Raw genomic sequence first — 21,815 nt, 5'->3', positions numbered from 1 at the left:
CGGATTCTGAAAGGGAGACGTGATGAATCGGGACCATTTCTGGCTGACAGAAGAGCAGTTTCGCCGCATTGAACCTCATTTGCCGACCGACACGCGCGGCAAGGAACGGGTCGACGACCGGCGCGTGATCAGCGGCATTGTTCATGTGCTGAAGTCTGGCGGGCGCTGGGTCGATGCGCCGCCGGACTACGGGCCGCGCAAAACGCTCTACAATCGGTATGTCCGCTGGGCCGCCAAAGGCGTGTGGAGCGATCTCTTTCACGCGCTTGCCAGTGCCGGCGGTCCGCCCGAGCAGGTTCTGATAGACTCTTCCGCCGTGAAGGCGCATCGCTCAGCTTCGGGCGGTAAAGGGGGGAGCAAAATCAGGCCATCGGGCGCTCGCGGGGCGGCCGCACGACCAAAATCCATGCCCTGACCGACCGCTATTGTCGCCCGATTGCCTTCATGCTCACCGGCGGCCAGGTCGCTGATTGCACGGCGGGAGGCGAGCTTCTGAAACATCTGCCGGACACCCGCATCCTACATGCCGACAAGGGTTATGATTCCGATGCGATCCGCCGCCAGATCGAGGCCCGCGGCACGATGCCGAACATTCCACCAAAGGCCAACCGGCGCTGGAAAAACTGCTTCTCGCCCGTACTCTACCGCGACCGAAATGCCATCGAACGCATGTTCTGCCGCCTCAAGGACTTCCGCAGGATCGCTACACGATACGACCGCCTTGCCGTCAACTTCCTCGCCGCAATCTGCATCGCAGCGACCGTCAGCTATTGGTTATGAGTCCGGACCCTAGCACTACTTTGGCATTTTTTAGCAACGGGTGAGTTTTTGTGATTCCCAAGAGGGGGTTTGCGTGATTCATGGGAGGTCGGCTTATGGAGGGCCGATCAATGGAGGTGGACTGGCAAGCCGATCTGGATCGCTGGCTCGGGCCGTTTATCGCGGCGCTACGGCACAAGACGAGGGCACGGATGTGTCCGGCCTATATCGCTGGGTTGATTGGTCCAGGAGATCGCAAGAGCGTTCAGCCGATGGCGGCGCGCACTGGCGAGGTCGGCTACGATCAGCTTCATCATTTCGTCGCTGCCGGAGTTTGGGACAGTGCTCCACTCGAGGCTGCCCTGCTGAAGGAGGCAGATGGCCTGGTTGGCGATGAGGCTGGCTTTCTTGTCATCGATGACACGGCGTTGCCCAAGAAGGGACGTCACTCGGTTGGCGTCGCGCCACAATATGCCTCGTCGCTTGGGAAGACGGCCAATTGTCAATCGCTGGTCTCGGTAACGCTGGCCTCGCGCGAGGTGCCGGTGATGGTGGGCCTGCGGCTATTCCTGCCCGAGAGCTGGACGGATGATCCTGAGCGCATGGCGCGGGCCCATGTGCCGAAGGATAGACAGACGGCTCTGACAAAGCCGGAGATTGCGATCGAGGAGATCGACCGCGTCATCGCCTCCGGTGCGCGTTTCGGCTGTGTGCTTGCCGATTCAGGGTACGGCTCCAGTGGGCCTTTCCGACAGGCTTTGAGCAAGCGCGGTCTGCTGTGGGCGGTGGGTCTGTCGCGACGCCAGAACGTCTATCCCGCCGACGTTGCCCTGATTTTCCCCGTCGCGAAGACTGGAAAGCCCCGCAAATACCACATCCCTGATCAGCCCCCGGTCTGTGCTGAAGCGTTGTTGGCCGCAGGGAAATGGCAAAGGGTCAGCTGGCGGCGAGGCACCAAGGGTCGGCTGACATGTCTCTTCGCGGCCCGCCGTGTCCGCGTTGCGGATGGCCATAAGCACCGCATGCTCGATAATCGTATGCAGTGCATGCCGGGCGACGAGGTCTGGCTCGTCGGCGAGCGCCGGTCGACTGGCGAGCAAAAATACTATGTGTCGAACCTGCCGGCCGATGCGAGCCTCAAGATGCTCGCTGCCACGATCAAAGCCAGATGGGTCTGTGAGCAGGCGCATCAGCAGCTCAAGGAGGAACTCGGCCTCGACCACTTCGAAGGCAGATCCTGGACCGGGTTACACCGACACGCCCTGATGACCATGATCGCCTACGCCTTCCTCCAAGCCCGCCGCCTCAAAGCAGCGGGCCGGAAAAAAAAGAGTCGGAGGACCGCCGCCACAACCGAGCATGCCGGCCATCAGGCAAGCCATCCTCGACCTCTTCGCACGGCCGCCACCCAGGCGATGCCCCCACTGTGAGAAACTCCTCGCCGACGCCGTCGAACCTAAAGTGCCAAAGTAGTGCTAGGAGCCCGTCCAGTTAGCGTTCCGGTCGGGTTCATTTCATTAAGATAGTCTGATTGCGACAGGCTCTCGGGTGACGATAGCCTAGTCAGGAGGCCCTGAGGAGGCTTCCCAGCTTCACGAGGTTGTGGGCGGTGCAGATAATCGCCCATTCGGCGCGCACGTTTGCCAGTCCCCGCAACAGGAACTGGCGGAAGCCGCGTGCCTGCTTGATCTGTCCGAACACCGCCTCCACGATCTGCTTTCGCAGTCGGTAGGGGGTCTCGAAGCCGCCGTCGGCGATCTTTTTTCTCATTGCCTGTGTCAACGGTCCGCCAACCTTGCCGTTGTCGGCGGTGGGGTGTTTGGCGCGTCCGGTGGCGATGTAGCCATCGATCCCGCGTTGGTCGAGGCTGGCGAGGTTGACTTCGCTCAGATAGCCGCTGTCGGCGGACGCTTGCTCCGGTTTGCGGCCGAGATTGGCTTGGATGCCATCGACCAGCGGCACCAACTGGCCCTGGTCGCTCGTGCTCGGCGTCAACCCGTGTGCAACGATGATCTGCGCTTTGCCGTCGACGGCCGCCTGCGCGTTATAGCCCTGGATGAAACCATCCTTGGTTTTGAGAATGCGGCTTTCAGGATCGGTGAAGTTGCGCTGGGCCTTCGCGGCGGGCTCGTCGGATGGCGCAGCCGCGGGCTTGCCGGTCTTCTTGCGGCCCTCGGCCTCGCGGCTCTTCTGCTTCTCGGCCTCGATGCGGCGCTCCTCGTCGGCCGCGGCCTTCGCCTCGGCCTCCAGTTCAGCCTTGGCCTGGGCGATCCTGGCGATCCGCCTCTGTTTGTCGGCGACCCAGCCGGGCAGTTCGTCACCTCGTTTGTTGCCGTGCAGATTGTCCTCTTCGGCATCCGCCGCCTCAGCGGCGGCCAGCCAGCGATCGACCTCCGCCTGCAACTCGGCTTGGCGCTTCTTCATGTGCTGATAGCTCATCGCCTTGTGTTTGGACGCGTTCGCCTTGATCTTGGTGCCGTCGAGCGCGACATGCCCGAGCCGCACCAGCCCGGCCTTCTCGGCCAGCTTCAACACCTGCACGAACAGCCCGGCCAGCTGTTTGAGGTGCCGCTTGCGGAACTCGGAAATGGTACGGAAATCCGGCGCATCCAGCGCCGCGATCATCATGAAGTCGGCGCGCTCGACGCACGCCTTGGCGATGCGCCGGGAGGAATAGAGGCCGCTCGCATAGCCGTTGAGCAGCAGCGCAACCATCAGCCGCGGATCGAACGGCGGCTGGCCAAGCGCACTCCTATAGCTGCTGGTAATCTCGCTCAAATCGAGGCTCTCCCGCACCAGATCCACGATGAACCGTGACAGGTGGTCCCTCGGCACAAAATCCTGCACGCTCGGCGGCAACAACTGCGGCTGATCAATCTTCCACGCGCGAAAATGCTTGCTCATGGTCGCAATTAGAATCAGACTCGTGCCAAATTGAACAGCGACTACTCGGACAGGCTCCTAGGACTGCAGTTTCGCGAAAGAACCGAGCAACGCGCGAAAATCCTCGACATCAACCTCGCACCAGTCATGAGCCGTCAGCCGTTGAAAGTAAGCAGCCTTCATTTTCATTTCCGCGATGGTGGCTACTGGAGCAATGGCAGCACGCCTTCGCACCGCGGCCTCTTCCGCCATGACCGCGTCCAGCCTTTGACCCAGCAAGATCGCGTCCGTGCCCTCGGCCTCCATCGCTCGCTTGCCGAGACATTCAAGCTCGGCGATGCTCTGACGATGTTCCGCAATCAGTTTCGCGACGCCGTCAGTTGCTTCCATCACTCCGGTGCTACAAACCAATCGACTAGCCATCGTCTTGCTCCCTGGCGTATATCGTTCATATACAAATACCAGTGAAGGCGACGAAATCTAGGGATGCTCACATCCCTAGATTGTAGTGACCAATTCTGAAATACTTGGCTGGGGCGGCTGCGTAGAAGGATTGGCTTCCGATGTTTCGTGCCCTGGTGGTCGAAGACCAGACGCTTATGCGTCTGGCTCTGATGAATGAAGTGCAAGCAAGCTTCGAAAAATGCGTCGTCCTTGGCGCGGAAACGCTGACGATCGCCACTACCGAGCTTCAAAACAATCATTTCGATCTCGTCGTCATCGACCCTGGCTTGCCCGGCTTTGATCCCACCTCACAAGGCGATCGCATCGCTGTTGTCGATAGGATCATCGAAGCTTCACCCAGGGCAATCCATGTTGTCGTCACCGGCTCCGACAACCGTTGCGAGGCAGATGGTTTCCGGCGAATCGGCGCCGCCGCTTATCTCGGCAAAACGGGCCTTGCGCCCGGCGTATTCAGCGACGTGCTGGACGATATTTCCTGCAAGGGATTTTCCTTGCGCCTGTCCCGCGCTGTCATGACCAAGCCCGATTACCGATTTTCAGGCCTTACACCGCGCGAGCAGCAAGCAATCGACATGATGGCGCAGCGCGCACCCGGCACGAAACGAAAGGAGATCTTTTCTCTCATGGCCGATCGCCTCGCCGTTGCGCCCGGCTCTGCCGAGAAATACTACAAGCAGGCTCGCGCCAAGCTCTTGCGGCAAGGCCATCGGATCCCGCAGGGGCTGTGAGCCAATCGAGCCATGGTCATCAATGGAATCAAGGTTCCTGTCGCACCACAGGTGGTTTCGCCGATTATCTGGCGAGCGCTTCAAAGCCAGAGCTATGAGCCTAAGGACATGAAGTGGATCTTCAGGGCGGTCAAGGCGCGCGACCGCCGCCTGCCGCCCGCTCCCGCGCAACGTAAAATACCTAGAATTGGCGACAGACGAACGCACCCAATTCCAAGCATTGTTCGACGATGCCTCCAGCGAAGGAGATGTCGCAATGTCAAAGCTCGACAAGGGCAAAGCCAAACCAGTCGTCAGGAACGGTTTCCCGGTTACAGAGAGCCGTGAGCATCAACCACTTTCCGTGGGCACAGCTCGGGCCAGCGCCCATCACGGCGAGCTTTTGCAAGGCGTCTTTGAGGACGGGGAGGGGCGTCTCCACAGGGGCCTCATCACGCTTCCTCTATCCTCGCAAGAATCGACGGTCACTTTCTGGCCGCGAGAGGAGAGGGGTATTCGAACGCGCCCCGAGAACCGGACAAAGGCCGCGCGAGCCGCAGAACTGACGCTTGGCCACTTGGGGCTAGGCGGAAAAGGCGGTGATCTCACAATCGAGAGCGCGATCTTGATCGGACACGGGTACGGCTCTTCCACCGCCGACGTGACAGCCACGATCCGCGCTGTCGCCGCTTCAGCAGGAACCATACTCCGTCAGTCAACGGTTGGCCGGTTGGCGGTTGCGGCTGAAGGCGCCAGCGATGCCATAGCCTACCAGGATCAGGCGATCCTCTTTGCCCATCGGGAGGGCCGTCCAATCGAATATTTCGGCGGCGAATTCCCGCCTCTTTTCGCGGTGGGATTCCGTGGCGCCAACGATCAGCCCGTGGATACTCTGGCGATGCGGCGAGCCCGCTATGACAGCGAGGAAATCGAGACGTTTCGGACCCTTCGCGGTTTGGCCTGTCGTTCTGTCCGGCTGCAGGATCCGATATTGCTTGGTCGGGTCGCGACGGTGAGCGCATGCATAAGCCAGAGACATTTGCCGAAGGCCCATTTCGACACGGTGCTTGCCTTGTCTCAATGGTTCGGCGCCTGCGGCGTTCAGGTCGCCCACAGCGGCACTTTGATCGGCATCCTCCTTGACGCGAACGCACCCAAGGCGATCTCCCGTGCCGGCGAAATCGCGAAGACGGCGATGGATGCAGGCTTTGCTGACGTCCAGGTGTTTTCGCTCAACGCGGAAGGCGCGCTCCGCCAATGATGCAGAATGGGGATTACCTGCGCGCCTTCGAAACTCCGCTGTTCGCCAGGCTGGCGCCTAATCTGAACGCGGCATGTTTCTCGCTGATGAAGTTGATGCCGGCGCGGTTCATGGTTGATCGCGCGGAAGCCACCGGCCGCCTTACGCCAGGCGGCCATATCGTCGAAACGACATCCGGGACTTTCGGCCTCGCTATTGCGATGCTGGCTGCTGCCCGTGGCTATGATCTCACGCTTGTCACGGCCTCAAGCCTGATCGACGTCAGGCTCACGCGGCGTCTGCAGCAGCTGGGCGCGAAGGTGGTGGCAATCGCCGATCCCAAGGGAGACGGCAATCAGCGTGGCCGCCTCGAACATCTTCACCAGATGCTCTCGCAACAGGCCGATATCTATTGGCCACGACAGTACGACAGCCCTGAGAACCGGCTTGCCTATGCGCGCCTTGCGGACCTGATCGTGCGTTCGTTCGGCAGGATCGATTGCCTGGTCGGCTGTGTAGGCACGGGGGGATCCCTGTGCGGCACCGGTGGCTTTCTCCGGGAACTCTTTCCCGAGCTCCGGATCGTCGCGGTCGATACCCACAGGAGCATCCTCTTCGGCCAGCCTGTCGGGCGGCGCATGCTGCGCGGTTTGGGCAACAGCGTTCTGCCGGAGAATGTGAGGCACGATATGATCGATGAGGTCCACTGGGTGGGGGCCTTGCCTGCCTATGCAAAGTCTCATGATCTGTTTCGGACGCATGGCGTCTTCATGGGGCCAACGAGCGGAGCCGCCGCTTTGGTCGCTGATTGGTTCGCACGGAAAAACCCCGATGCCGCCACCATCGCGATCATGCCTGATGACGGGCATCGCCATGCCGACACGGTGTACAATGAGGATTGGCTCGCGACATTGGAGGGCTGGCCTTTGGCACTGCCGCTTGAGCCGACCCACATCGATCAAATCAGACCCGCCGCGGAAACCGCGTGGACCCGATTTTCGTGGAACCGGCGAACGCTGCAAGCGGTGCTGAGAGATCAGTAATTCGGTGGTGGTGATTGTTGGGAAGCCGCGGCAGCCCCATCGTCTTCAAAGCGCCAGCCTGTCTTGGGTTTCACATGGGATGCGTCACGCGCCGCAGAAAATCACGAGTGCGGTCATGCTTCGGCTCGCGAAGCAGTTCCCTGGCCGGACCCTGCTCGACGATGCGGCCGCCATCGAGGAAGAGCACTGTGTCGGACACTTCGCGCGCAAACTGGATTTCGTGCGTGACCACGAGCATGGTCATGTCGTCGTCCGCCAGGACACGCATGACCTGCAGCACCTCGCCAACCATCTCCGGATCGAGCGCGGAAGTAGGCTCATCGAAGAGAATGGCTTGCGGCCGCATTGCCAGGGCACGTGCGATGGCCACCCGCTGCTGTTGGCCACCCGATAGCGACGAGGGATATGAATTCGTCTTTTCGGCGAGGCCCACACGACTGAGAAGCGCCATGGCCCGCTCACGGACGTCCTGCTTGTCCTCTTTCAACACATAAACAGGGCCCTCCATGACGTTCTCCAGGGCCGTTCGATGCGGAAAGAGGTTAAACCTCTGAAAGACCATCGATACACGGGTGCGGATCGAATGAAGATGCGGCGAGGCGGCGTCGACAACGACGCCATCGATGCTGATGCGACCGCGCTGATAGCCCTCCAGCCCGTTGACACAGCGCAGGAGCGTCGACTTGCCCGATCCCGAAGGACCTATCAGGCACACGACCTGGCCTTTGGCAATTTCCGCGTCGATACCCTTGAGAACTTCGTGACACCCGAACGATTTATGCACGTTGTCAAACGTAATCATCCTGCCTGCTCCAAATGGATCTCAACGCGCCGCATCAGGAAATTCAAAGGAATCGTCAGGCAAAGATAGAGGGCGGCGACGAGGGTAAAAACGGTCATATTGTCGAAGGTCGACGATGCCAGCATCTTTCCTTGCATCGTCAATTCCTGCACCGAGATCACCGAGACGAGCGAAGAATCCTTCAGAAGCATCACCATGTTGTTGGCGTAGGGTGGCAGCACGATCCGTAGTGCCTGTGGCAGCACGACACGACGCATCATCAAAGGGCGCCGCATGCCGATCGATTTGGCAGCTTCAATCTGTCCCTTGTCGACCGCCTCGATTCCGGCCCGGAACGTTTCGCCTAGGTAGCAGGAATGGGCGAGACCCAGACCGAGCACACCCGCCTGGAGCGCGGTCAGGTTGATGCCAATGTCGGGTGCAACGAAGTAAATATAAAACAACACGACCAACAGCGGGATGCCGCGCACGAATTCAACGATAAAGCGCGCCGGCAGGCACAGAGAGCGGATGCCTGACGTTCTCATGATCGCCCACACCAGCCCCAGCGCTGTTGCCAAGCATAAAGCAAGCGTCGTGGTCAGCACTGTCAGCCAAACGCCGTGGAGCAGAATTGGCAGATATTCCGCTGCGTTTGTAACGAATGTGCTCATGGGGGCTGCCTTTCCGAATACATCACCTGCCAGATCAGCTCGATCCAAATCGACCAGCTAGCTATCGTATTGCTGGACCGATGCACCGCCTCACAGTCCATATTTGGATAGGATTTTCGCCAATTCGCCGTTCTTCTCAAACTTGGCTATCGAAGCGTTCACCTGGTTCAGAAGCCGCGAATTGTTCTTGGCCACCGCCAAGGCAACCTCGCCCTCGTGCAGTGGTCGATACCCACCGACAAGACGAACACCAAGCTTGGGATTTTTCGAAATCTGGTACGCGACGATGGGCCTATCGCCAAAGCCGGCCTTGATGCGCCCCAGAACGACGTCACGCATCATGTCGGCTATTGAGTCATAAAGCCTGACCTGGCCGAACACGCCTGACGCCTGCAGTGCGTCGGCAAAGGTCGAACCCATCTGCGCGCCGACATTCTCGCCCTGGAGCTGATCGATCGTATAGTCGTTGCTGTCCCCGGCGGCGACGAACATCGCTTCACCGTAGGTGTAAACCGGAATACTGAAATCGATAATTTCCTGGCGTTTGGCGGTAACGAACATGCTGGCGGAGATGAGGTTGATCTTGCCGGTTGTCAGTGCGGGGATCAGGGCCGGAAAGGCGTTGATCTGAAATTCGACATCCGCCCCGATATCGACTGCTATGGCCGTGGCAAGATCTACCATGGCGCCGGTGGGCTTTTGGGTTGCGGCATCAACGAAAGTAAACGGCACGCCGGTTGGGGTAATTCCGACCGTAATGGTCTCCTTTGCGACAGCCGTTGAGGCTACAAGGATCGCTATTGCGGCTATGTAGGGGATGACAAACCTCGACATCACGGACCTTCTCCCTGTTTGTATTGACTGTGTTCATGCAAATGTTGGCCGCGACCTTGCGGCTGACGCTGCGGTTGACACGCCAGGCGCACCAAATGGACGCTGATCCGGCATGCCCATGGCTGCCGTAAGGTCGTTCGGCTACAATGTCCTCAGGCGGTTCCGTATCGCGACCGACTAGTGTCCTCGTCTTGAAGCAAATGCTCCCAGGCTTGTCCGGCAGTTTCAAACACGGCCTGCCGATCTTCCGACGCTGTTGACCGATCGAGATCCTTCAGGCCACTTGCTGTGACAATCGCGACCACGCGATCCGAAGCACCTATGACTCCCTGCCGCCTTAGAATTTCAATCGCTGCGAGCGGCGTGACCGAAGCAAGTTCGGCAAAGATACCCTCACTGGCCGCCAGTTGCTGCTGCAGCGCAATGAGTCCGGGGTTGCCGACGCGCACGGCGGTGCCGCCCGAAAGACGAAGCGCTCGCAACGCCTGGAAGGCACTTCGCGTGGTTCCCATCGACACTGCCAGCGTTTCGAATTCGGCCGGAGCTTCCGCAATCAAGTCTGTCTTGCTGGCGAGCGCTTCAGACAAGGAGCCGTAGATCTCGGCGGCGGCAAGGCGAGGAATTCGGTCAATCTTCCCCTGCTCAAGAAGGTCGGTGAAACCTTGGAACAGCCCCGCAAGGGCATCGCCGTAGCAGACCGGCAAAACGCACCAATCAGGCATCGAGCCGTGCATTTGCTCGAAGATCTCATATGCAAGTGTCTTATAGCCCTCTATTCCGGCGGGATGACTGCCAACGACAGGTGCCTGAAACGGCGAGGTGGCAAACCATCCAAAGCGCTCAACGCCTGCCGCCAGCAAGGGCCAGCGTTGGGATTTGTCCGCCATTGGGACAACCTTGGCCCCGTATTTCTTGATCTGCGCCAGCATCGCACCGGCGGTGCCCGCGAATGTGACGACGACGCATCGCAGACCTGCTCGTGCGGCGTAAGCGGCAAGTGAGGCGCCGGCATTTCCCGAGGAGGCGGTGGCAATCACGCGCGCTCCGGTTAAACGCGCCATCGATACCGCGACGGTCGAGAACCGATCCTTGTGCGACCAGGTCGGATTTCGACCTTCGTCCTTGATGAGAAGATTGGGGACGCCAAGAGCGCTGCCCATTGCCGTCGCAGGCAATAGTGGCGTCAGACCTTCGCCCAGGGATATCGCTTGGCTGGACGCGCAAGGAAGCATGTCCGCGTAACGCCACAGTGAAGGCAGTGCGGTTTGCTGTATCTGATGATCAGGTGCGAGCTTCTGATAATTGTAGACCATTTTCAGGTTGGCAGGCGCCACAGCAACACAATTGGGGCATCCTCGGGAGTCAATCTGCAGATCGAGAGGAAAGACATTGCCGCATCGAATGCATGAGAATCCGGTGGCGTGGCTCATAGCGGTACCACGATGAATTCGCCGTCTGTTTCCATCAAACGCTCGACCCCGCCAGCTCGAACGACAAGCATATCCTCGACCTGCAGTCCCCATCGGCCGATTTCGTAGTAGGGCGTCTCCACGCACAGCACCATTCCCTCTTCGAGAACCTCGCTGCTGCTCGGCGATAGCGTCGGCGCATCATACCCATCAAGGCCGATGCCATGGCCAACGTGGTCGCGCCTGTAATGCGGAATTCCTTCTCGCTGAACGACGCGCATGACTTCGCCAAAAACGTGTGACGCCGCGATGCCCGGTCGGATGATCTCGCAGGCGCGCTGGACACCGCGCAGCAACGCCTGGTGAAGGCGCCGGGCTTCCGGAGGCGGCTCGCCCAATGTTGCGATGCGGGCGACATCGGCGCGGTAATGGCGAAATCGACCACCGACATCGAAGCGGATGATCTCACCGATGCGCAACTTGCGATCAGACGGCTGGACATTCATGAGCGCGCTGCGCTCGCCAAAGCCGATGCATCCCAGGACCGGAAAAGCCCCATCTTCGATGGTCTGGACATGAAATGCGCGTGCGAGATCAAGTTCAGACGCGCCCTCCTTGGCAACGCCTAATGCGGCTCTGATCGAACGTTCTGCAATGCGAGCGACCTGTCTGAGCCGATTTATCTCGTCTTGCGTCTTGACCGCTCGAACCTCGCGCAGAAGCGCCGCCGCTGGCGTGATTTTGACGTTTGGCAAACGTGCCGCCAATACCTCTAGATTTCCGCTCGCAAGCCCGGTCTCGTCGATACCGATACGACCATTTCCAAGCTGCGCCTCTTGCAAACCCGCCACAAGGGCAGCGACGGCATCGCCGTGAGGCTGCAATCTGCGAAGCCGGAGATGTTCTTGGCCCACAGCGTCGTCAACAGCATCAGGTCCAAGTTCCGCATGGAACTCCCCAAAGCGGCGAACCCTAGCGGTACCCACATCTTGGTCGGCAACGAGATCGAGCGTACTCGTGCTGGTGATGATTTCTGGCGTACCCCGGTCGGAGGCAGGCCACACCACATAGGCTTGAGGGCCACGGCGAATCCACTGGGGGAGAGCCCAGAATCCGCTCATGTAAGTAACATTTTCTGGCGCCGTCGCTACGACTGCATCCAGCCCGGCGTCAGCCATGCGTTGCCGTAGCCTTGGTTCGTTAAGCAGCATGGCTGGAATCCTTGGTCTGATGGCTCATGAGGCCTCGATGGCCAAGGCCAGCAGAAATTCTTGTCGCGGCCGCCATGACCGTCTCGCCAACCTCGGCGATTTCGACGTGCGGTCCGACCGAGCGGGGATAGGCCACGCTTATTCCGGCAACAATTGTGCCCGACGCGTCGCGAACTGGCGCCCCGACCGCAATCAGCCCTGCAAAATTCTCGTCAATCGAAGTGGTGTAACCGACACCTTCGGAAGCATTGATCTGGACCACGAGCTTGCTGGTCTCGGTGACGGTTCTTGGCGTCAGCCGCTCGAGCGGACCTTGCCCCAAAACTCTGATGACGGCCTCGGCGCTCAATTCCATCAACAGGGCCTTGCCAAGCGCCGTGGAGTGCAAGGGGAAGGTCTCGCCCGGAGAGGATCGGATGACGACCGGGCTTTTGCTCTGTACGGTCAGGAGATAGAGGCCCCGATCGCCGCGCCTCACGGCGAGGAAAGCATTGATGCACCCTTCGGCAGCCAAAGCCTGGAGTTCTGTCTCGGCCAAGCCAACGAGGCGGTCCTTACGCAAAATATACCGCGCCAACGCCAGAACAGAATGGCCAAGCCGGTAGCGCCGCGTCTCCGCAATCTGCTCGACATAGCCATACTCGGCGAGTGTGTTGAGGGTGCGCTGCACTGCAGCCGCGCTCTGGTCGAGACGGCGGGCAAGGTCCCGCACGCCAATCGGCTCATCCGTATCCTTTAGCAGGTCCAGTACAGCGAGGCCGCGCTCCAACGAAAGATTGCCTGCCAAAAAGAATGTTCCTTATATAGGAATAGCGTTCCGATTTGTGACAAACAAAGCAGCAAAGCTCGGCGCTGTCAACGACGAATGTGCACTATAATGTGTCGTCCTAAAGTGTACGCCGTGGCGACCATCGTGCCATGGACCTACGTGTGGTTGTTGGCCTCAACGTGCAGAGGATTCGGCGGGAACAAACCCTGTCCCAGGAGGAGCTTTCGTTCCGTTCGGGGTTCACGCGCTCGTATCTGAGCGGTCTTGAAGCGGGGCGCCGCAACCCCACCATCCTCTCACTTGAAAAGATCGCCAGCGCTCTAGGCGCAAGCGTCGAAGACCTCATCCATCGACCGGTGAAGGAGACCACAGCTCGCGACAAGGCGGCGGCTGGTACGGCGACTGAGAAACGTAAACCGGCTTCCTGACCTCTTCTAGCCTTCCGACGACGCTCAAGGGCGCCGTGGGATGCTGCGCCGGATCAGGATTTCGACATCAACTTGAAGCGCCAGCGCCAGAACCTCCATGGTGTCCACGGTCGGCGAGTTCTCTTCGCGCTCGAGCTTGCCGACATAGTTGCGGTCAAGCCCCGCAAGATCGGCAAGTTGCTCCTGCGACAAGCATGTCGCTTGTCGCAGCAACCTCAGATTGCGTGCAAAAACTGACCTCAGCCTCATTGGGTGAGGCAGCCAGACCGCGCTTTATAGTGCCACCTACTATAGTAATCAAAAGCAGCGACACGGGTTGCGATTGAGCTGAAGTCACGTATCTCTTTGCCAACTCAACATGTCCGGACGATCTCGAAATGGCGAAGACGATTCAGTCCGTGCTGCAGCACGATATCGTTGAGATCTTTGAAGCCACGGCGCGTATGGACGGCGCTACCAGCATCAACGAAATCGTTCGGCAGTTACGGGCGCGGGTCCAGACATTTGGCTACGTAGCTTGTCTCATCACCGATTTGCCAAACCCAAGTACCGGCGCGCTCGATGAACATGTCCTTGTCAATGGTTGGCCTGCCGATTGGTACGACCACTATATGGCCGCAAGCTATTATCGTCACGATCCATGCGCTGCCTTGTGTCGGACCGCGATCGCACCATTCCTCTGGAGCGATGTTTCCCGAGCTCGAACCGATGCAAACGCACGGCGCGTGATGGACGAGGCTGCGGAGTTTGGGCTACGAGAAGGAATCTGCATACCGATCCAATGCCCGTTTGGTGAAAGCGCTGCCGTAACGCTTGCAGGCAGCGAGCTTGACCTGCGGCCATCGGCACGCTGCACTGTTCACGCCCTTGCCCGTCATGCCTATTCGGCCGCGCATCGGCTCGTCGGCGGTTTGCGCAAAGCACCGAAGCAGGCGCTCTCCAAGCGCGAATGTGAAATTCTGCAATGGGCCGCAGAAGGGAAGACGGCCTGGGAAGTCTCGAGGATCCTCTGTATTTCGGAGAGCACGGTCAAAACGCATCTGCGCAATGTGAGACAGAAGCTCGATACCGCCAACATAGTGCAGGCAATCGTCGAGGCGTTTCGCAGGCACGAAATCCAGCTTTGAACAATCGTCAGATCAGAGTATGGCGCCCGCGGGAGGCGCATGCTCCTTATCCTCATCCATGAGGACCCCAGGATGTTCAAGGTTCACGTCGTCGATGCCGCAAACGGTGCGGCTTATCGAGAGCAGCTCGATCAGTACTTCCAGTTGCGCCATCAGATCTATGTCGGCGAGCGTGGCTGGCAAGCGCTGCAGCGCCCCGACGGCCGGGAGATCGACGCATTCGATACGCCGGACGCGACTCATCTTCTCGGCATTTCCGCCGCCGGTCAGGTCGTAGCCGGCTCCAGGCTGGTTCCAAGTCTCAAACCGCATTTGATGAGCGAAGTTTTCCCGCAGCTGGTCAGCGGTCGCGTACAACGCGGCCAGGACATTTTTGAATGGACTCGCTTTTTCGTCGCGCGTCATTTGCGCGAACCAGGCCGGTCCTGTCAGGCTGCGGGTATCATTTATTGCGGCCTCTTGGAGCTATGCCTTCAACGTCAGATCAGCAATTTAACTATCGTCTGCGAAGATTACTGGTTCGAGCGTTTTGCCTCGATCGGGTGGCAACCGAAGCGGCTTGGTCTATCGACGGAAAGCGACGGCACGTCGATTGTCGGGATCATGGTAGACATCTCTCCCGCTGCTCTTGCTACGACTCGCCAGATCTATCGGATAAGCGGGCCTGTGCTTTGCGACGACGCGCGGATCAAGACTGTTGCCTAATTGCCGACGAGAATCGTGGGTTTGACAGGCAGACTTCCTAAAGCAAACACCGGCAAATCCGTTACTTATGAATGCGTGAAATCGAGCACCGTCACCCCGTTACGCGATCGCGGCCGCACGAATACGAGGATGTGGAAGATGTTGCCTAATGCTCGCGCCGTCATATTTGCCGTGGCCCTCCCGCTCGCCAGCGCCGCCGAGGAAATTCCGCTCGATCCGAACGAAGTGTCCTTTCAAGACGCCAGCGGCAAGACCAAAGCGGTCTTTTCGGTGAAGCAGCTGCGGGCAGAGTTTCCGCGACAGACCTATGACACGCGTACACCCTGGACAAGCGAGGGCGAAAAAATTGAATATCGTGGGCCGCTGCTTGCAAACGTGCTTGCCAAGGCTGGAACCACCGCCGCACAGGAGGTCAAAGTTGTCGCCTATGACAACTTCGTTTCCGACATTCGAATGGACGAAATCCGGTCCTATAATCCGATTCTGGCGGTCGAGCGTCGTTGCAACGAGAACGACAAGGCCGGCTCGCTTTGCCCCCCGGGCCAGGATTTCCGCCCGATCAGTATGGTAGAGAAAGGCCCCATCTTCATTGTTTGGCCCTTCGACCAGTTGCCCGCTTCATACGTTCCCGCAAGAAATTCGATCTGGGTGTTTTTCCCAGTCATCCTGCGAGCCACGCAATGAAGTTCTTCAACGGGCGTTTGCTCACTGTTCTGCCGTATCTCGGTATGGCTGCAGCGCTAGGGCTGAGTGCGTGGACATTCATCCAATCGGATCGCTACCGTCAGGAGACGGATTTCCTCAATCAGACTTTCGAGATTCAGTGGCGCGCGGCACAGATTTGCGAGCGCCTTATACGGGTGTATGGCTATCTTCGCATTGCCGACCAGACCGGCGAACTTGATGCCGACATCGATCGGCAAATGGCGCTGGTGAGCGTCAATGTCGCGCAGCTGGAAAACTTCCCCTATCTGAACTGCTTTTTTCCCGATCATGCCCCCGAGCTCCTGGGTGGGATTCGCCTGACCCTCGAACAGAAGATCGCCCCCCTTGTATCGGCGCGCAAAAACTACGCTGAAGCCATTGCCGACATGGCCAAGCTGGAACAGTCAATTTGCGAGATCTCGAGCCCCACCGTTGATCACAGCGCCACCTTGCAGCAGACCGCCAGCATCGACATTGCCGCCTCACGCAACTGGTTCATCTTCGCCATCGCGCTTGGCCTCGGTGCCACCTTCTATCTGGTTATCCATCAGCGCTATGCTCTGGCCAACCGCCGCGACCAGCATATGCGCTCGTTCACGTCGCTCTTTGCGCATACGACCCGATCGCGTGTTACAGCCCTGCGGCTGTTCCTTGAGCATTCGAAGCCAGATACGCAGCCAAGCAGCGAAATGCTTGAGGCTGCGCGCAATGCCGCGAGCGAACTGGAATCGATCACCAACAGTGTGCTCCAAATCGCCTATGCGCCACAAGATTCAAACAGTGTGCCGCTCGGCCGACTGCTAGAAGATATAGTGCGAGAGCGCGGCGGTTTGGTTCAAATCCGGATCGGTTCCAAAGCGAATTTGCACCCCGTGCCCTCGGCGCCGTTCGGGTTGGTGGTGAACGAGCTGATCGAGAACGGTCTGGTAGCTTCGTCGGGCGTCAAAAACGCCCGGGTTTTTGTCTCCGCGACAGTCAAGCGACACCCGTTCCTCCCGCGCGCCTATCTAGTGCTTGAAGTGGTCGACAAGGGCTTAGGGATGCCGCCCGCGATCGCTGCAAAAGCAACCAACCCGTTCTTTACAACGCGAGCCGGGAGCCATACTGGGCTTGGCCTGACCGCATGTTCGCAGATGGTTTCGACGCTAAGAGGAAAGCTCACCATCAACAGCGCTCCCGGCGTCGGTACAACCGTAGTGGTCAGAATTCCGGTGGCCTCCGCCGCAGCCTGTTTTTGGCAATCGTTTCGCAAGTATGGGCGAACAAATGAACACTCGTGGGGCGGATAGGTGTTAGTTCGCCTCGATCTAGAGCCGAATTGCGCGGTCTGCGGGAGCTGGCTCTTGCTTCGCGCGCGGCGACAAGCTGAACCGGCGTTGCCATCGATGGGCTTTTCATATCACCCGATCTGTGCGCTGGTACATCATCACCGACTTGTCGACGTCCTCTCGGCGATTTCGCGGGTATGGCTCAGCTTGGTCGCTGCCTGGCATGAACGCCCGCTGCAGCGCTTGGCCCATGCGCGTCAGATCGCCGAGCGCGGTACGCAGCTGAGGCCATGGGAACTCTGTGCAGTCTTCGGCGCTTTCACCCTCGCGCAGGACTGCATCGAGCTTGGCGGCCACGCCGGCGAGTGTCGTAGCAGGCGCTGCCATCAGGGACTCAACCAGATCTTGCTCTTGGTCGGCGGCAGCAAGTTCCTCCCGCTTGGCGGCGGAATAGCCGATGCGCCGGTCCTCCGCATCCCAACGCGCCTGGTGGGCAGCTAAATCCGCCTCCGCCCGAGCGCGCAGGTCCGCAAAGCTTGGGTTGTCCCCGAACAGGTCTTCGATATCACCCGGCCAGGAGACGGTGACGGTTACATTTTCGTCGGGCAGTTCGACTTCCGCTTTCGGGAAGCCGATGGCGTCGACCAGCCTGCTCTCAAGATGCTGCTGCTTGCGGCAGAGCGCGACGGTGCGTGTGTACGCGGACTGCCATTCTTGCCACAGCGCCAGTGCTGGATCGAAGGCAGTGTTGCCTGCGAGCTCGCCGTCCGCCGACGCGCCTTGCTGAAATTGCACCGCCGCCGCGGCCGCTCCTGCACCCGCCAACAACATCCTGCGCGTGACCGAAGGACGAACTCGTGTATTGTCGGAATCACCCATGATCCGAGCTCCCTATAGCCTGGGTTGTGGTTAGGCTGGCCAGGATGTTCCTGCATCCTGGTCAGCTGCTCTGCGTGCTCGGCCCAATACGAGGCAAGGTCCAGCATACAGACGATTGATAGAAAAAATATCAGTTCGATTGGTGCGGATGTCAATAGAAAATCTATCAAATCGCAATCCAACCGTTACAACACGGCAGGTGAAGGCCGCCAGAGCGTTGCTCGGGTGGTCCCAAGGTGACTTGGCGACGCATTCTCGCGTTTCGGAACCAACGATCGCGCGCCTTGAAGCTGAGGATGGACCACTGGGCGGCCGGACTGAGACTGTCACAAAGATCGTCTATGCCCTAACGCACGCAGGGATAGAGTTCCTTTCAGACAACGGCGGCGGCCCCGGTGTTCGGCTTGCGCAGCCCGATGGCGGCGCGCCACCATCGGCGCGCAATGGTTAACTTTGGTCGCTGCGCAACCGACAATCGCGGTCATGCGACACTCATAAAGACGGCTACGAAAGAAGTCGAACGGCATGTCCTTGCGCAGACAGAAGTTTAACGGCCTTGCGGTCGAAGGAAACGAATGTCTCGCCGCCCAGCCACTCGCCGTCGAAGGCAATCACGCCGTCCGCAAAATCACCGCCGGCCTCAAGCACTGCAAGCCCTGCCTCGACAGCTGGACGGTTGACGACGACATTCGCAGTGTTCGACAAGGCCCTGATTGCCGCCGCTATATCTAAGCGTGCGGTTTGATATTGTCGGGCCAAAACCCATGCAAACTCGCACAAGGCCTGAAGGCTAACGGCCACGATGTCAGCCTTCGCCAGGAGATCGACGGCTGCTTCCGCTTGTCGTTCATCGTCGGCAACATAGGCACGCAGTAGAACGTTGGTGTCGGCCGTGACTTTCATTCCTTGCTCGATCCCGCTGCAGTGCCCGCTTCCGCAATTGCCTCGTTGATCTCTTCAATGCTCAACACGCGGCCATTCGTCTTGCCCTTGAGAAAACCGTAGAGCTCCCTGAATGATCCCTTCGCCCGCGCCGCCTTCAATTCCGCCCGGCCGTCGGGGAGCAGATCAAGTTCGATCTTCTCGCCCGGTCTGATTCCCAGATGCTGCAGAACGTCCTTGCGGAAGGTCACCTGTCCGCGTGCCGTCACCGTCAATGTCGTCATCGTACAGCTCCAATTCATCGATACGCCTAGATAATGCAAATTTGCATTATCATCAATAGTAGACTCCCGGGTTCTCGAGCAGTTGCGCTCAGGCGGGTCAACAATCGGCGTCGGTCAGCCGTCCGTCAGTGATCAAATCGTTCCAACCAGTACGCGCGATACCTGTCTTGCGGAAGCTGCCGGGCAACGCATTTGCACCTGTTTACCCGCATTCAGATCACCTTGGGCCTCTTTCGCCGGTGATAAAGATGCCCGACCGCTATGGTAGATCAACTGCTGGCGGGATTTTTTCGGAAAACAGGAAGGCTGCTGGATCAAGTTTCAACGCCTTGGCGATCGCGGCAATCGTGTCCACGCTGACGTTGCCGCTCGCACGTTCCAGTTTCGTGAATGTCGCCTCCGCCACGCCGATGAGTGTGGCCATCTCATAGCGGTGCAAAGTACGTCGTTGTCGCTCAAAATCGATGATGTGCGCCAGCCGCTTGCGGATCGCATTGTCGTCCAACCGATGCGCCCATTCCGGAACTTTCTTACCGCCGACGAGCAGTCCTGCAACAGACACTTCCAAGCCGTTTGCCATGATCTGCAGCGTCGTCAATGTGACATTATTTTTCTGACGCACAGTCTGAATGTAGGTTCGATAGGCCAGTTTTTCGCCCTCGGGGGTCCGAAACAGTTCGGCCATGTGCATATGGGATAGGCCGCGTCTGGCTCGCTCCCGCTCAAGCGTCAGTGCAATGTTGGCGCGCAACGGGTTGTCGACCACGCCTCCATCGTCTCGTTTCATAAATCGATGTAGTCGCACAAACCTGCCTTTTCGATCTGTCCTTTTTCGCGCGGATCATCCATAGTAAACTGTCAAAATCTGCAGCGAGGAAAGGCTATGACCATACTCAAATACCTGCTGGGGGGTGCCGTCGCCATCGCGGGCGCCGCAGCTCTTCCATCCCAATCAAAAGCGTCGGAATGGGGCTGTCAGGTCCTCCTATGTCTTTCCGGCGACTGGCAAGGCACCCCCTCGTGCCACCCGCCAGTTTACAAGTTGATTGCGGCGATGGAAGCCCCGGGTTTTAATTGGCCGACCTGTCCGCAAGCCAACTCCAGCGCAGCGAGATTTGAGAAGTATGAGGATTGTCCGTCTGGCTGGCAAACAGTTGGCAATTCCGAATCCGATCGGCCGGGCTCAGGTCAAGAACCGAACATCTGCCGTATTGCAGCCGGTAGGCTCTCGTTGCCCGTCGTTGTCAAAAACGGCGCCCTCGGCGGGAATCGTGGAGACGGATCACGACAGGTCCAAATCGAAATCGACGGTAAGGGGGTTACGGCAACAATCCAGACCGCGGGGAACGATCGACGGCATTCCCTTGGTAATGGCCCCACCTACTACACCATCTCTCGACCGATGCGCGGAAAGCCTTGGTTCATCCAGTATGATGACGCGAAGGGCGTGCGCCAGAAAAGCTGGTTCAATCTCAACATGCCGTAAGCTAGGCGATCACCCACGACGAGGTTTGGAGAGCCAATCAGGAGGTTTGTGGTGTTCAAGGTGCTTCTCCTGTCCACTGTGATTATGAACGCAGCCGCAGTGTTGACGGCCGCTGGCCAGAGCGACAAGCCGCGATCAAGTGTGGACAATCCTATGTGGCCCGCTTCACTGAAATGGGACTGCAAGACCGCCGCCAAAATCGTGTGTGAGCGTGATGGCAGTTGCTCAGTGGCTGAGGACCACAGTGGATTTGTGCTGAACTACGGCAGCAACGAAGCTGAGTTCCCGGCCAGCAATGTCAGGATCAAACGCCACTATCAACAGACCGTGCAGGGGAGCCCTTTGCAGCAGGAAGTTAAAGTTGAACTGGCCGACAATCGCGTTCTTTGGCTGACGGCCGTGGATGCCAGCCGCACTTATTCGCAAGCGTGGGTTGGCGCACTGAGCGAGTTGAAGGGTGGCGCGGTACTGATGGAATCCGAGGGTGTCTATTGCATGCCGCACAAATGAGTTGCGCCGAGAGGTGAGGCGAGCGAAGGCCGATATGGTCTGGCTTGAGACTCCGGCCCCGGCGGTTCGGAAGAGTTCACGGTATTCCCGCCCAGTTACATCAGATGATGAGGTGATCTTAAGGAGCATAGATCTGTCGAACCCATAGCCATCGATTAGGCGTTACTGCTGAAGAACCCCCCGGTTGCCTCTCATTGACTGTTGATAAGACTTGGATCAGGCGCCATGCATACTTTGAATAACCAAGAAATATTAACTTCCAGTGATGAAAGTCGCGTAATCTATCTTATGGAACTTAACTAAGCCATTGAAATAAATATTTTATTTGGCGCGGAGCGAGACTTCCGTGCTTTCGAAGACGAACCGTCTCATAGCCCCTCAAGGCGTTGATCGAAAAGGTCAAGGCCGGAACAAGGGAATTAAGCCGAAAGAGCGGGGATTGGTGTTGGCTCCGGCAGCTACTTCGCGCGATTGGAAGCAACGCCATCCAAGCGCCAGATGCCACGCACCGTCGAGGTTCCACACCATCCCGTTTCAAGGTATGCAGGAGATCGTTCTTCCTGTAGCGAGATTCACGATGCTGGTGGCTCCATCGCAACCAACAAGTTCCAGGGCTATGCCACGACCGAAGAAACCGCCGACTCCAAAGCCGAACTGATCGGCCTGACCGCCGATATCGTTGCAGCCTATGTCGCAGCGCCGATGCTTGCTAGCTATAGCTAGCATAGAGCGCATGTGACCTCCTTGTTCAGTTGGTCAATAAGGT

26 protein-coding genes are annotated in these 21,815 nt (G+C 58.8%); 13 read left to right on the top strand and 13 right to left on the bottom strand.

Annotated features, from left to right (window positions below):
• The first annotated feature begins 22 nt into the window (after positions 1 to 22).
• Both GA829_RS33650 and GA829_RS33645 read left to right on the top strand, forming a co-directional pair.
• Positions 23 to 780 (top strand): IS5 family transposase gene (locus GA829_RS33650; protein WP_195179940.1). Its coding sequence is split into 2 segments (ribosomal slippage): positions 23 to 362 and positions 362 to 780, totalling 759 coding nucleotides; the frame shifts between segments, so codons are not numbered across the junction.
• Between the two features lie 95 nt (positions 781 to 875).
• Entirely contained in the window at positions 876 to 2,189 is a 1,314-nt protein-coding gene (locus tag GA829_RS33645) for an IS701 family transposase (RefSeq protein ID WP_374940380.1), read from the top strand.
• 133 nt (positions 2,190 to 2,322) lie between these two features.
• On the opposite strand, the gene GA829_RS33640 is transcribed toward GA829_RS33645, so the two are convergent.
• Together GA829_RS33640 and GA829_RS33635 are read right to left on the bottom strand one after the other, a co-directional pair.
• On the bottom strand, positions 2,323 to 3,663 hold the full coding sequence (locus GA829_RS33640; RefSeq protein WP_195176772.1) for an IS1182 family transposase: 1,341 nt from the start codon (positions 3,661 to 3,663) through the stop codon (positions 2,323 to 2,325).
• A 57-nt stretch (positions 3,664 to 3,720) separates the two neighbouring features.
• Positions 3,721 to 4,032 (bottom strand): hypothetical protein, encoded by a 312-nt coding sequence (locus tag GA829_RS33635; protein WP_195180118.1) that lies wholly within the window; start codon positions 4,030 to 4,032, stop codon positions 3,721 to 3,723.
• A 173-nt stretch (positions 4,033 to 4,205) separates the two neighbouring features.
• Between GA829_RS33635 and GA829_RS33630 the strand changes: the two genes are divergently transcribed.
• From GA829_RS33630 to GA829_RS33620, 3 genes are all read left to right on the top strand, one after another.
• Positions 4,206 to 4,835 (top strand): response regulator transcription factor, encoded by a 630-nt coding sequence (locus tag GA829_RS33630; RefSeq protein ID WP_195180117.1) that lies wholly within the window; start codon positions 4,206 to 4,208, stop codon positions 4,833 to 4,835.
• A 256-nt stretch (positions 4,836 to 5,091) separates the two neighbouring features.
• On the top strand, positions 5,092 to 6,075 hold the full coding sequence (locus GA829_RS33625) for a GHMP family kinase ATP-binding protein (protein WP_195180116.1): 984 nt from the start codon (positions 5,092 to 5,094) through the stop codon (positions 6,073 to 6,075).
• The gene (locus GA829_RS33620) at positions 6,072 to 7,097 is read left to right on the top strand and encodes a cysteine synthase family protein (protein WP_195180115.1); all 1,026 of its coding nucleotides are present in this window, start codon (positions 6,072 to 6,074) and stop codon (positions 7,095 to 7,097) included. The genes GA829_RS33625 and GA829_RS33620 overlap by 4 nt, the downstream gene beginning before the upstream one ends.
• 70 nt (positions 7,098 to 7,167) lie before the next feature.
• On the opposite strand, the gene GA829_RS33615 is transcribed toward GA829_RS33620, so the two are convergent.
• From GA829_RS33615 to GA829_RS33590, 6 genes are all read right to left on the bottom strand, one after another.
• On the bottom strand, positions 7,168 to 7,899 hold the full coding sequence (locus tag GA829_RS33615; RefSeq protein WP_195180114.1) for an amino acid ABC transporter ATP-binding protein: 732 nt from the start codon (positions 7,897 to 7,899) through the stop codon (positions 7,168 to 7,170).
• Entirely contained in the window at positions 7,896 to 8,552 is a 657-nt protein-coding gene (locus tag GA829_RS33610; RefSeq protein WP_195180113.1) for an amino acid ABC transporter permease, read from the bottom strand. The genes GA829_RS33615 and GA829_RS33610 overlap by 4 nt, the downstream gene beginning before the upstream one ends.
• Before the next feature lie 90 nt (positions 8,553 to 8,642).
• On the bottom strand, positions 8,643 to 9,386 hold the full coding sequence (locus GA829_RS33605) for an ABC transporter substrate-binding protein (RefSeq protein WP_195180112.1): 744 nt from the start codon (positions 9,384 to 9,386) through the stop codon (positions 8,643 to 8,645).
• Positions 9,387 to 9,538: 152 nt separating this feature from the next.
• Entirely contained in the window at positions 9,539 to 10,816 is a 1,278-nt protein-coding gene (locus tag GA829_RS33600) for a pyridoxal-phosphate dependent enzyme (protein ID WP_195180111.1), read from the bottom strand.
• Positions 10,813 to 12,006, bottom strand: coding sequence for a M24 family metallopeptidase (locus GA829_RS33595; protein ID WP_195180110.1), 1,194 nt, complete (start codon positions 12,004 to 12,006; stop codon positions 10,813 to 10,815). The genes GA829_RS33600 and GA829_RS33595 overlap by 4 nt, the downstream gene beginning before the upstream one ends.
• The gene (locus tag GA829_RS33590) at positions 11,996 to 12,793 is read right to left on the bottom strand and encodes an IclR family transcriptional regulator (protein ID WP_195180109.1); all 798 of its coding nucleotides are present in this window, start codon (positions 12,791 to 12,793) and stop codon (positions 11,996 to 11,998) included. Before GA829_RS33590 ends, GA829_RS33595 begins: the two co-directional genes overlap by 11 nt.
• 131 nt (positions 12,794 to 12,924) lie before the next feature.
• Between GA829_RS33590 and GA829_RS33585 the strand changes: the two genes are divergently transcribed.
• Positions 12,925 to 13,203: a helix-turn-helix domain-containing protein gene (locus tag GA829_RS33585; protein WP_195180108.1), complete on the top strand. Its 279-nt coding sequence runs from the start codon at positions 12,925 to 12,927 to the stop codon at positions 13,201 to 13,203.
• Positions 13,204 to 13,227: 24 nt separating this feature from the next.
• On the opposite strand, the gene GA829_RS33580 is transcribed toward GA829_RS33585, so the two are convergent.
• Positions 13,228 to 13,452, bottom strand: a complete 225-nt coding sequence (locus GA829_RS33580) for a helix-turn-helix domain-containing protein (protein WP_195180107.1) — start codon at positions 13,450 to 13,452, stop codon at positions 13,228 to 13,230.
• A 128-nt stretch (positions 13,453 to 13,580) separates the two neighbouring features.
• On the opposite strand from GA829_RS33580, the gene GA829_RS33575 reads away from it, so the two are divergent.
• Genes GA829_RS33575 through GA829_RS33560 form a run of 4 tightly spaced genes read left to right on the top strand, consistent with a single transcriptional unit; the run spans position 13,581 to position 17,029 of the window.
• Positions 13,581 to 14,330: an autoinducer binding domain-containing protein gene (locus GA829_RS33575; protein WP_195180106.1), complete on the top strand. Its 750-nt coding sequence runs from the start codon at positions 13,581 to 13,583 to the stop codon at positions 14,328 to 14,330.
• 39 nt (positions 14,331 to 14,369) lie between these two features.
• The gene (locus GA829_RS33570) at positions 14,370 to 15,035 is read left to right on the top strand and encodes an acyl-homoserine-lactone synthase (protein WP_258052415.1); all 666 of its coding nucleotides are present in this window, start codon (positions 14,370 to 14,372) and stop codon (positions 15,033 to 15,035) included.
• A gap of 21 nt (positions 15,036 to 15,056) precedes the next feature.
• Positions 15,057 to 15,719, top strand: a complete 663-nt coding sequence (locus GA829_RS33565) for a putative pterin-binding protein (protein ID WP_195180105.1) — start codon at positions 15,057 to 15,059, stop codon at positions 15,717 to 15,719.
• Positions 15,716 to 17,029: a sensor histidine kinase gene (locus GA829_RS33560; protein ID WP_195180104.1), complete on the top strand. Its 1,314-nt coding sequence runs from the start codon at positions 15,716 to 15,718 to the stop codon at positions 17,027 to 17,029. The genes GA829_RS33565 and GA829_RS33560 overlap by 4 nt, the downstream gene beginning before the upstream one ends.
• A gap of 105 nt (positions 17,030 to 17,134) precedes the next feature.
• Here GA829_RS33560 and GA829_RS33555 read toward each other — a convergent pair whose 3' ends face one another.
• The 4 genes from GA829_RS33555 to GA829_RS33540 all read right to left on the bottom strand — a co-directional run bounded on the left by GA829_RS33555 (position 17,135) and on the right by GA829_RS33540 (position 19,819).
• Positions 17,135 to 17,887: a hypothetical protein gene (locus GA829_RS33555; RefSeq protein WP_195180103.1), complete on the bottom strand. Its 753-nt coding sequence runs from the start codon at positions 17,885 to 17,887 to the stop codon at positions 17,135 to 17,137.
• 504 nt (positions 17,888 to 18,391) lie between these two features.
• Complete coding sequence (locus GA829_RS33550) at positions 18,392 to 18,790, bottom strand: type II toxin-antitoxin system VapC family toxin (RefSeq protein ID WP_195180102.1); 399 nt, start codon at positions 18,788 to 18,790, stop codon at positions 18,392 to 18,394.
• Positions 18,787 to 19,053 carry an AbrB/MazE/SpoVT family DNA-binding domain-containing protein gene (locus GA829_RS33545; RefSeq protein WP_059186960.1) on the bottom strand — a complete coding sequence of 89 codons (267 nt, stop codon included), beginning with the start codon at positions 19,051 to 19,053 and terminating at the stop codon, positions 18,787 to 18,789. Before GA829_RS33545 ends, GA829_RS33550 begins: the two co-directional genes overlap by 4 nt.
• A 259-nt stretch (positions 19,054 to 19,312) precedes the next feature.
• Positions 19,313 to 19,819: a helix-turn-helix domain-containing protein gene (locus GA829_RS33540; protein WP_258052413.1), complete on the bottom strand. Its 507-nt coding sequence runs from the start codon at positions 19,817 to 19,819 to the stop codon at positions 19,313 to 19,315.
• 117 nt (positions 19,820 to 19,936) lie between these two features.
• On the opposite strand from GA829_RS33540, the gene GA829_RS33535 reads away from it, so the two are divergent.
• The 3 genes from GA829_RS33535 to GA829_RS33525 all read left to right on the top strand — a co-directional run bounded on the left by GA829_RS33535 (position 19,937) and on the right by GA829_RS33525 (position 21,772).
• Positions 19,937 to 20,539, top strand: coding sequence for a hypothetical protein (locus tag GA829_RS33535; RefSeq protein WP_195180100.1), 603 nt, complete (start codon positions 19,937 to 19,939; stop codon positions 20,537 to 20,539).
• A 51-nt stretch (positions 20,540 to 20,590) separates the two neighbouring features.
• A complete protein-coding gene (locus tag GA829_RS33530) occupies positions 20,591 to 21,049 on the top strand; it encodes a hypothetical protein (RefSeq protein WP_195180099.1) in 459 nt (152 codons plus the stop codon).
• Between the two features lie 498 nt (positions 21,050 to 21,547).
• Positions 21,548 to 21,772, top strand: a complete 225-nt coding sequence (locus GA829_RS33525) for a hypothetical protein (RefSeq protein WP_195180098.1) — start codon at positions 21,548 to 21,550, stop codon at positions 21,770 to 21,772.
• The last annotated feature ends 43 nt before the right edge of the window (positions 21,773 to 21,815 follow it).

The sequence above is a fragment of the Mesorhizobium sp. INR15 genome (genome assembly GCF_015500075.1).
GTDB lineage: Bacteria > Pseudomonadota > Alphaproteobacteria > Rhizobiales > Rhizobiaceae > Mesorhizobium.
The sequence above is the reverse complement of the archived record's forward strand: the minus strand, read 5'-3'. Positions and strand labels throughout refer to the sequence as shown.

Coding starts and splice junctions, on each gene's coding strand:
- GA829_RS33645 (WP_374940380.1), top strand. CDS start 876: ATGGAGGGCCGATCAATGGAGGTGGACTGGCAAGCCGATCTGGATCGC.
- GA829_RS33640 (WP_195176772.1), bottom strand. CDS start 3,663: ATGAGCAAGCATTTTCGCGCGTGGAAGATTGATCAGCCGCAGTTGTTG.
- GA829_RS33635 (WP_195180118.1), bottom strand. CDS start 4,032: ATGGAAGCAACTGACGGCGTCGCGAAACTGATTGCGGAACATCGTCAG.
- GA829_RS33630 (WP_195180117.1), top strand. CDS start 4,206: ATGTTTCGTGCCCTGGTGGTCGAAGACCAGACGCTTATGCGTCTGGCT.
- GA829_RS33625 (WP_195180116.1), top strand. CDS start 5,092: ATGTCAAAGCTCGACAAGGGCAAAGCCAAACCAGTCGTCAGGAACGGT.
- GA829_RS33620 (WP_195180115.1), top strand. CDS start 6,072: ATGATGCAGAATGGGGATTACCTGCGCGCCTTCGAAACTCCGCTGTTC.
- GA829_RS33615 (WP_195180114.1), bottom strand. CDS start 7,899: ATGATTACGTTTGACAACGTGCATAAATCGTTCGGGTGTCACGAAGTT.
- GA829_RS33610 (WP_195180113.1), bottom strand. CDS start 8,552: ATGAGCACATTCGTTACAAACGCAGCGGAATATCTGCCAATTCTGCTC.
- GA829_RS33605 (WP_195180112.1), bottom strand. CDS start 9,386: ATGTCGAGGTTTGTCATCCCCTACATAGCCGCAATAGCGATCCTTGTA.
- GA829_RS33600 (WP_195180111.1), bottom strand. CDS start 10,816: ATGAGCCACGCCACCGGATTCTCATGCATTCGATGCGGCAATGTCTTT.
- GA829_RS33595 (WP_195180110.1), bottom strand. CDS start 12,006: ATGCTGCTTAACGAACCAAGGCTACGGCAACGCATGGCTGACGCCGGG.
- GA829_RS33585 (WP_195180108.1), top strand. CDS start 12,925: ATGGACCTACGTGTGGTTGTTGGCCTCAACGTGCAGAGGATTCGGCGG.
- GA829_RS33580 (WP_195180107.1), bottom strand. CDS start 13,452: ATGAGGCTGAGGTCAGTTTTTGCACGCAATCTGAGGTTGCTGCGACAA.
- GA829_RS33575 (WP_195180106.1), top strand. CDS start 13,581: ATGGCGAAGACGATTCAGTCCGTGCTGCAGCACGATATCGTTGAGATC.
- GA829_RS33570 (WP_258052415.1), top strand. CDS start 14,370: ATGCTCCTTATCCTCATCCATGAGGACCCCAGGATGTTCAAGGTTCAC.
- GA829_RS33560 (WP_195180104.1), top strand. CDS start 15,716: ATGAAGTTCTTCAACGGGCGTTTGCTCACTGTTCTGCCGTATCTCGGT.
- GA829_RS33555 (WP_195180103.1), bottom strand. CDS start 17,887: ATGGGTGATTCCGACAATACACGAGTTCGTCCTTCGGTCACGCGCAGG.
- GA829_RS33550 (WP_195180102.1), bottom strand. CDS start 18,790: ATGAAAGTCACGGCCGACACCAACGTTCTACTGCGTGCCTATGTTGCC.
- GA829_RS33545 (WP_059186960.1), bottom strand. CDS start 19,053: ATGACGACATTGACGGTGACGGCACGCGGACAGGTGACCTTCCGCAAG.
- GA829_RS33535 (WP_195180100.1), top strand. CDS start 19,937: ATGACCATACTCAAATACCTGCTGGGGGGTGCCGTCGCCATCGCGGGC.
- GA829_RS33525 (WP_195180098.1), top strand. CDS start 21,548: ATGCCACGCACCGTCGAGGTTCCACACCATCCCGTTTCAAGGTATGCA.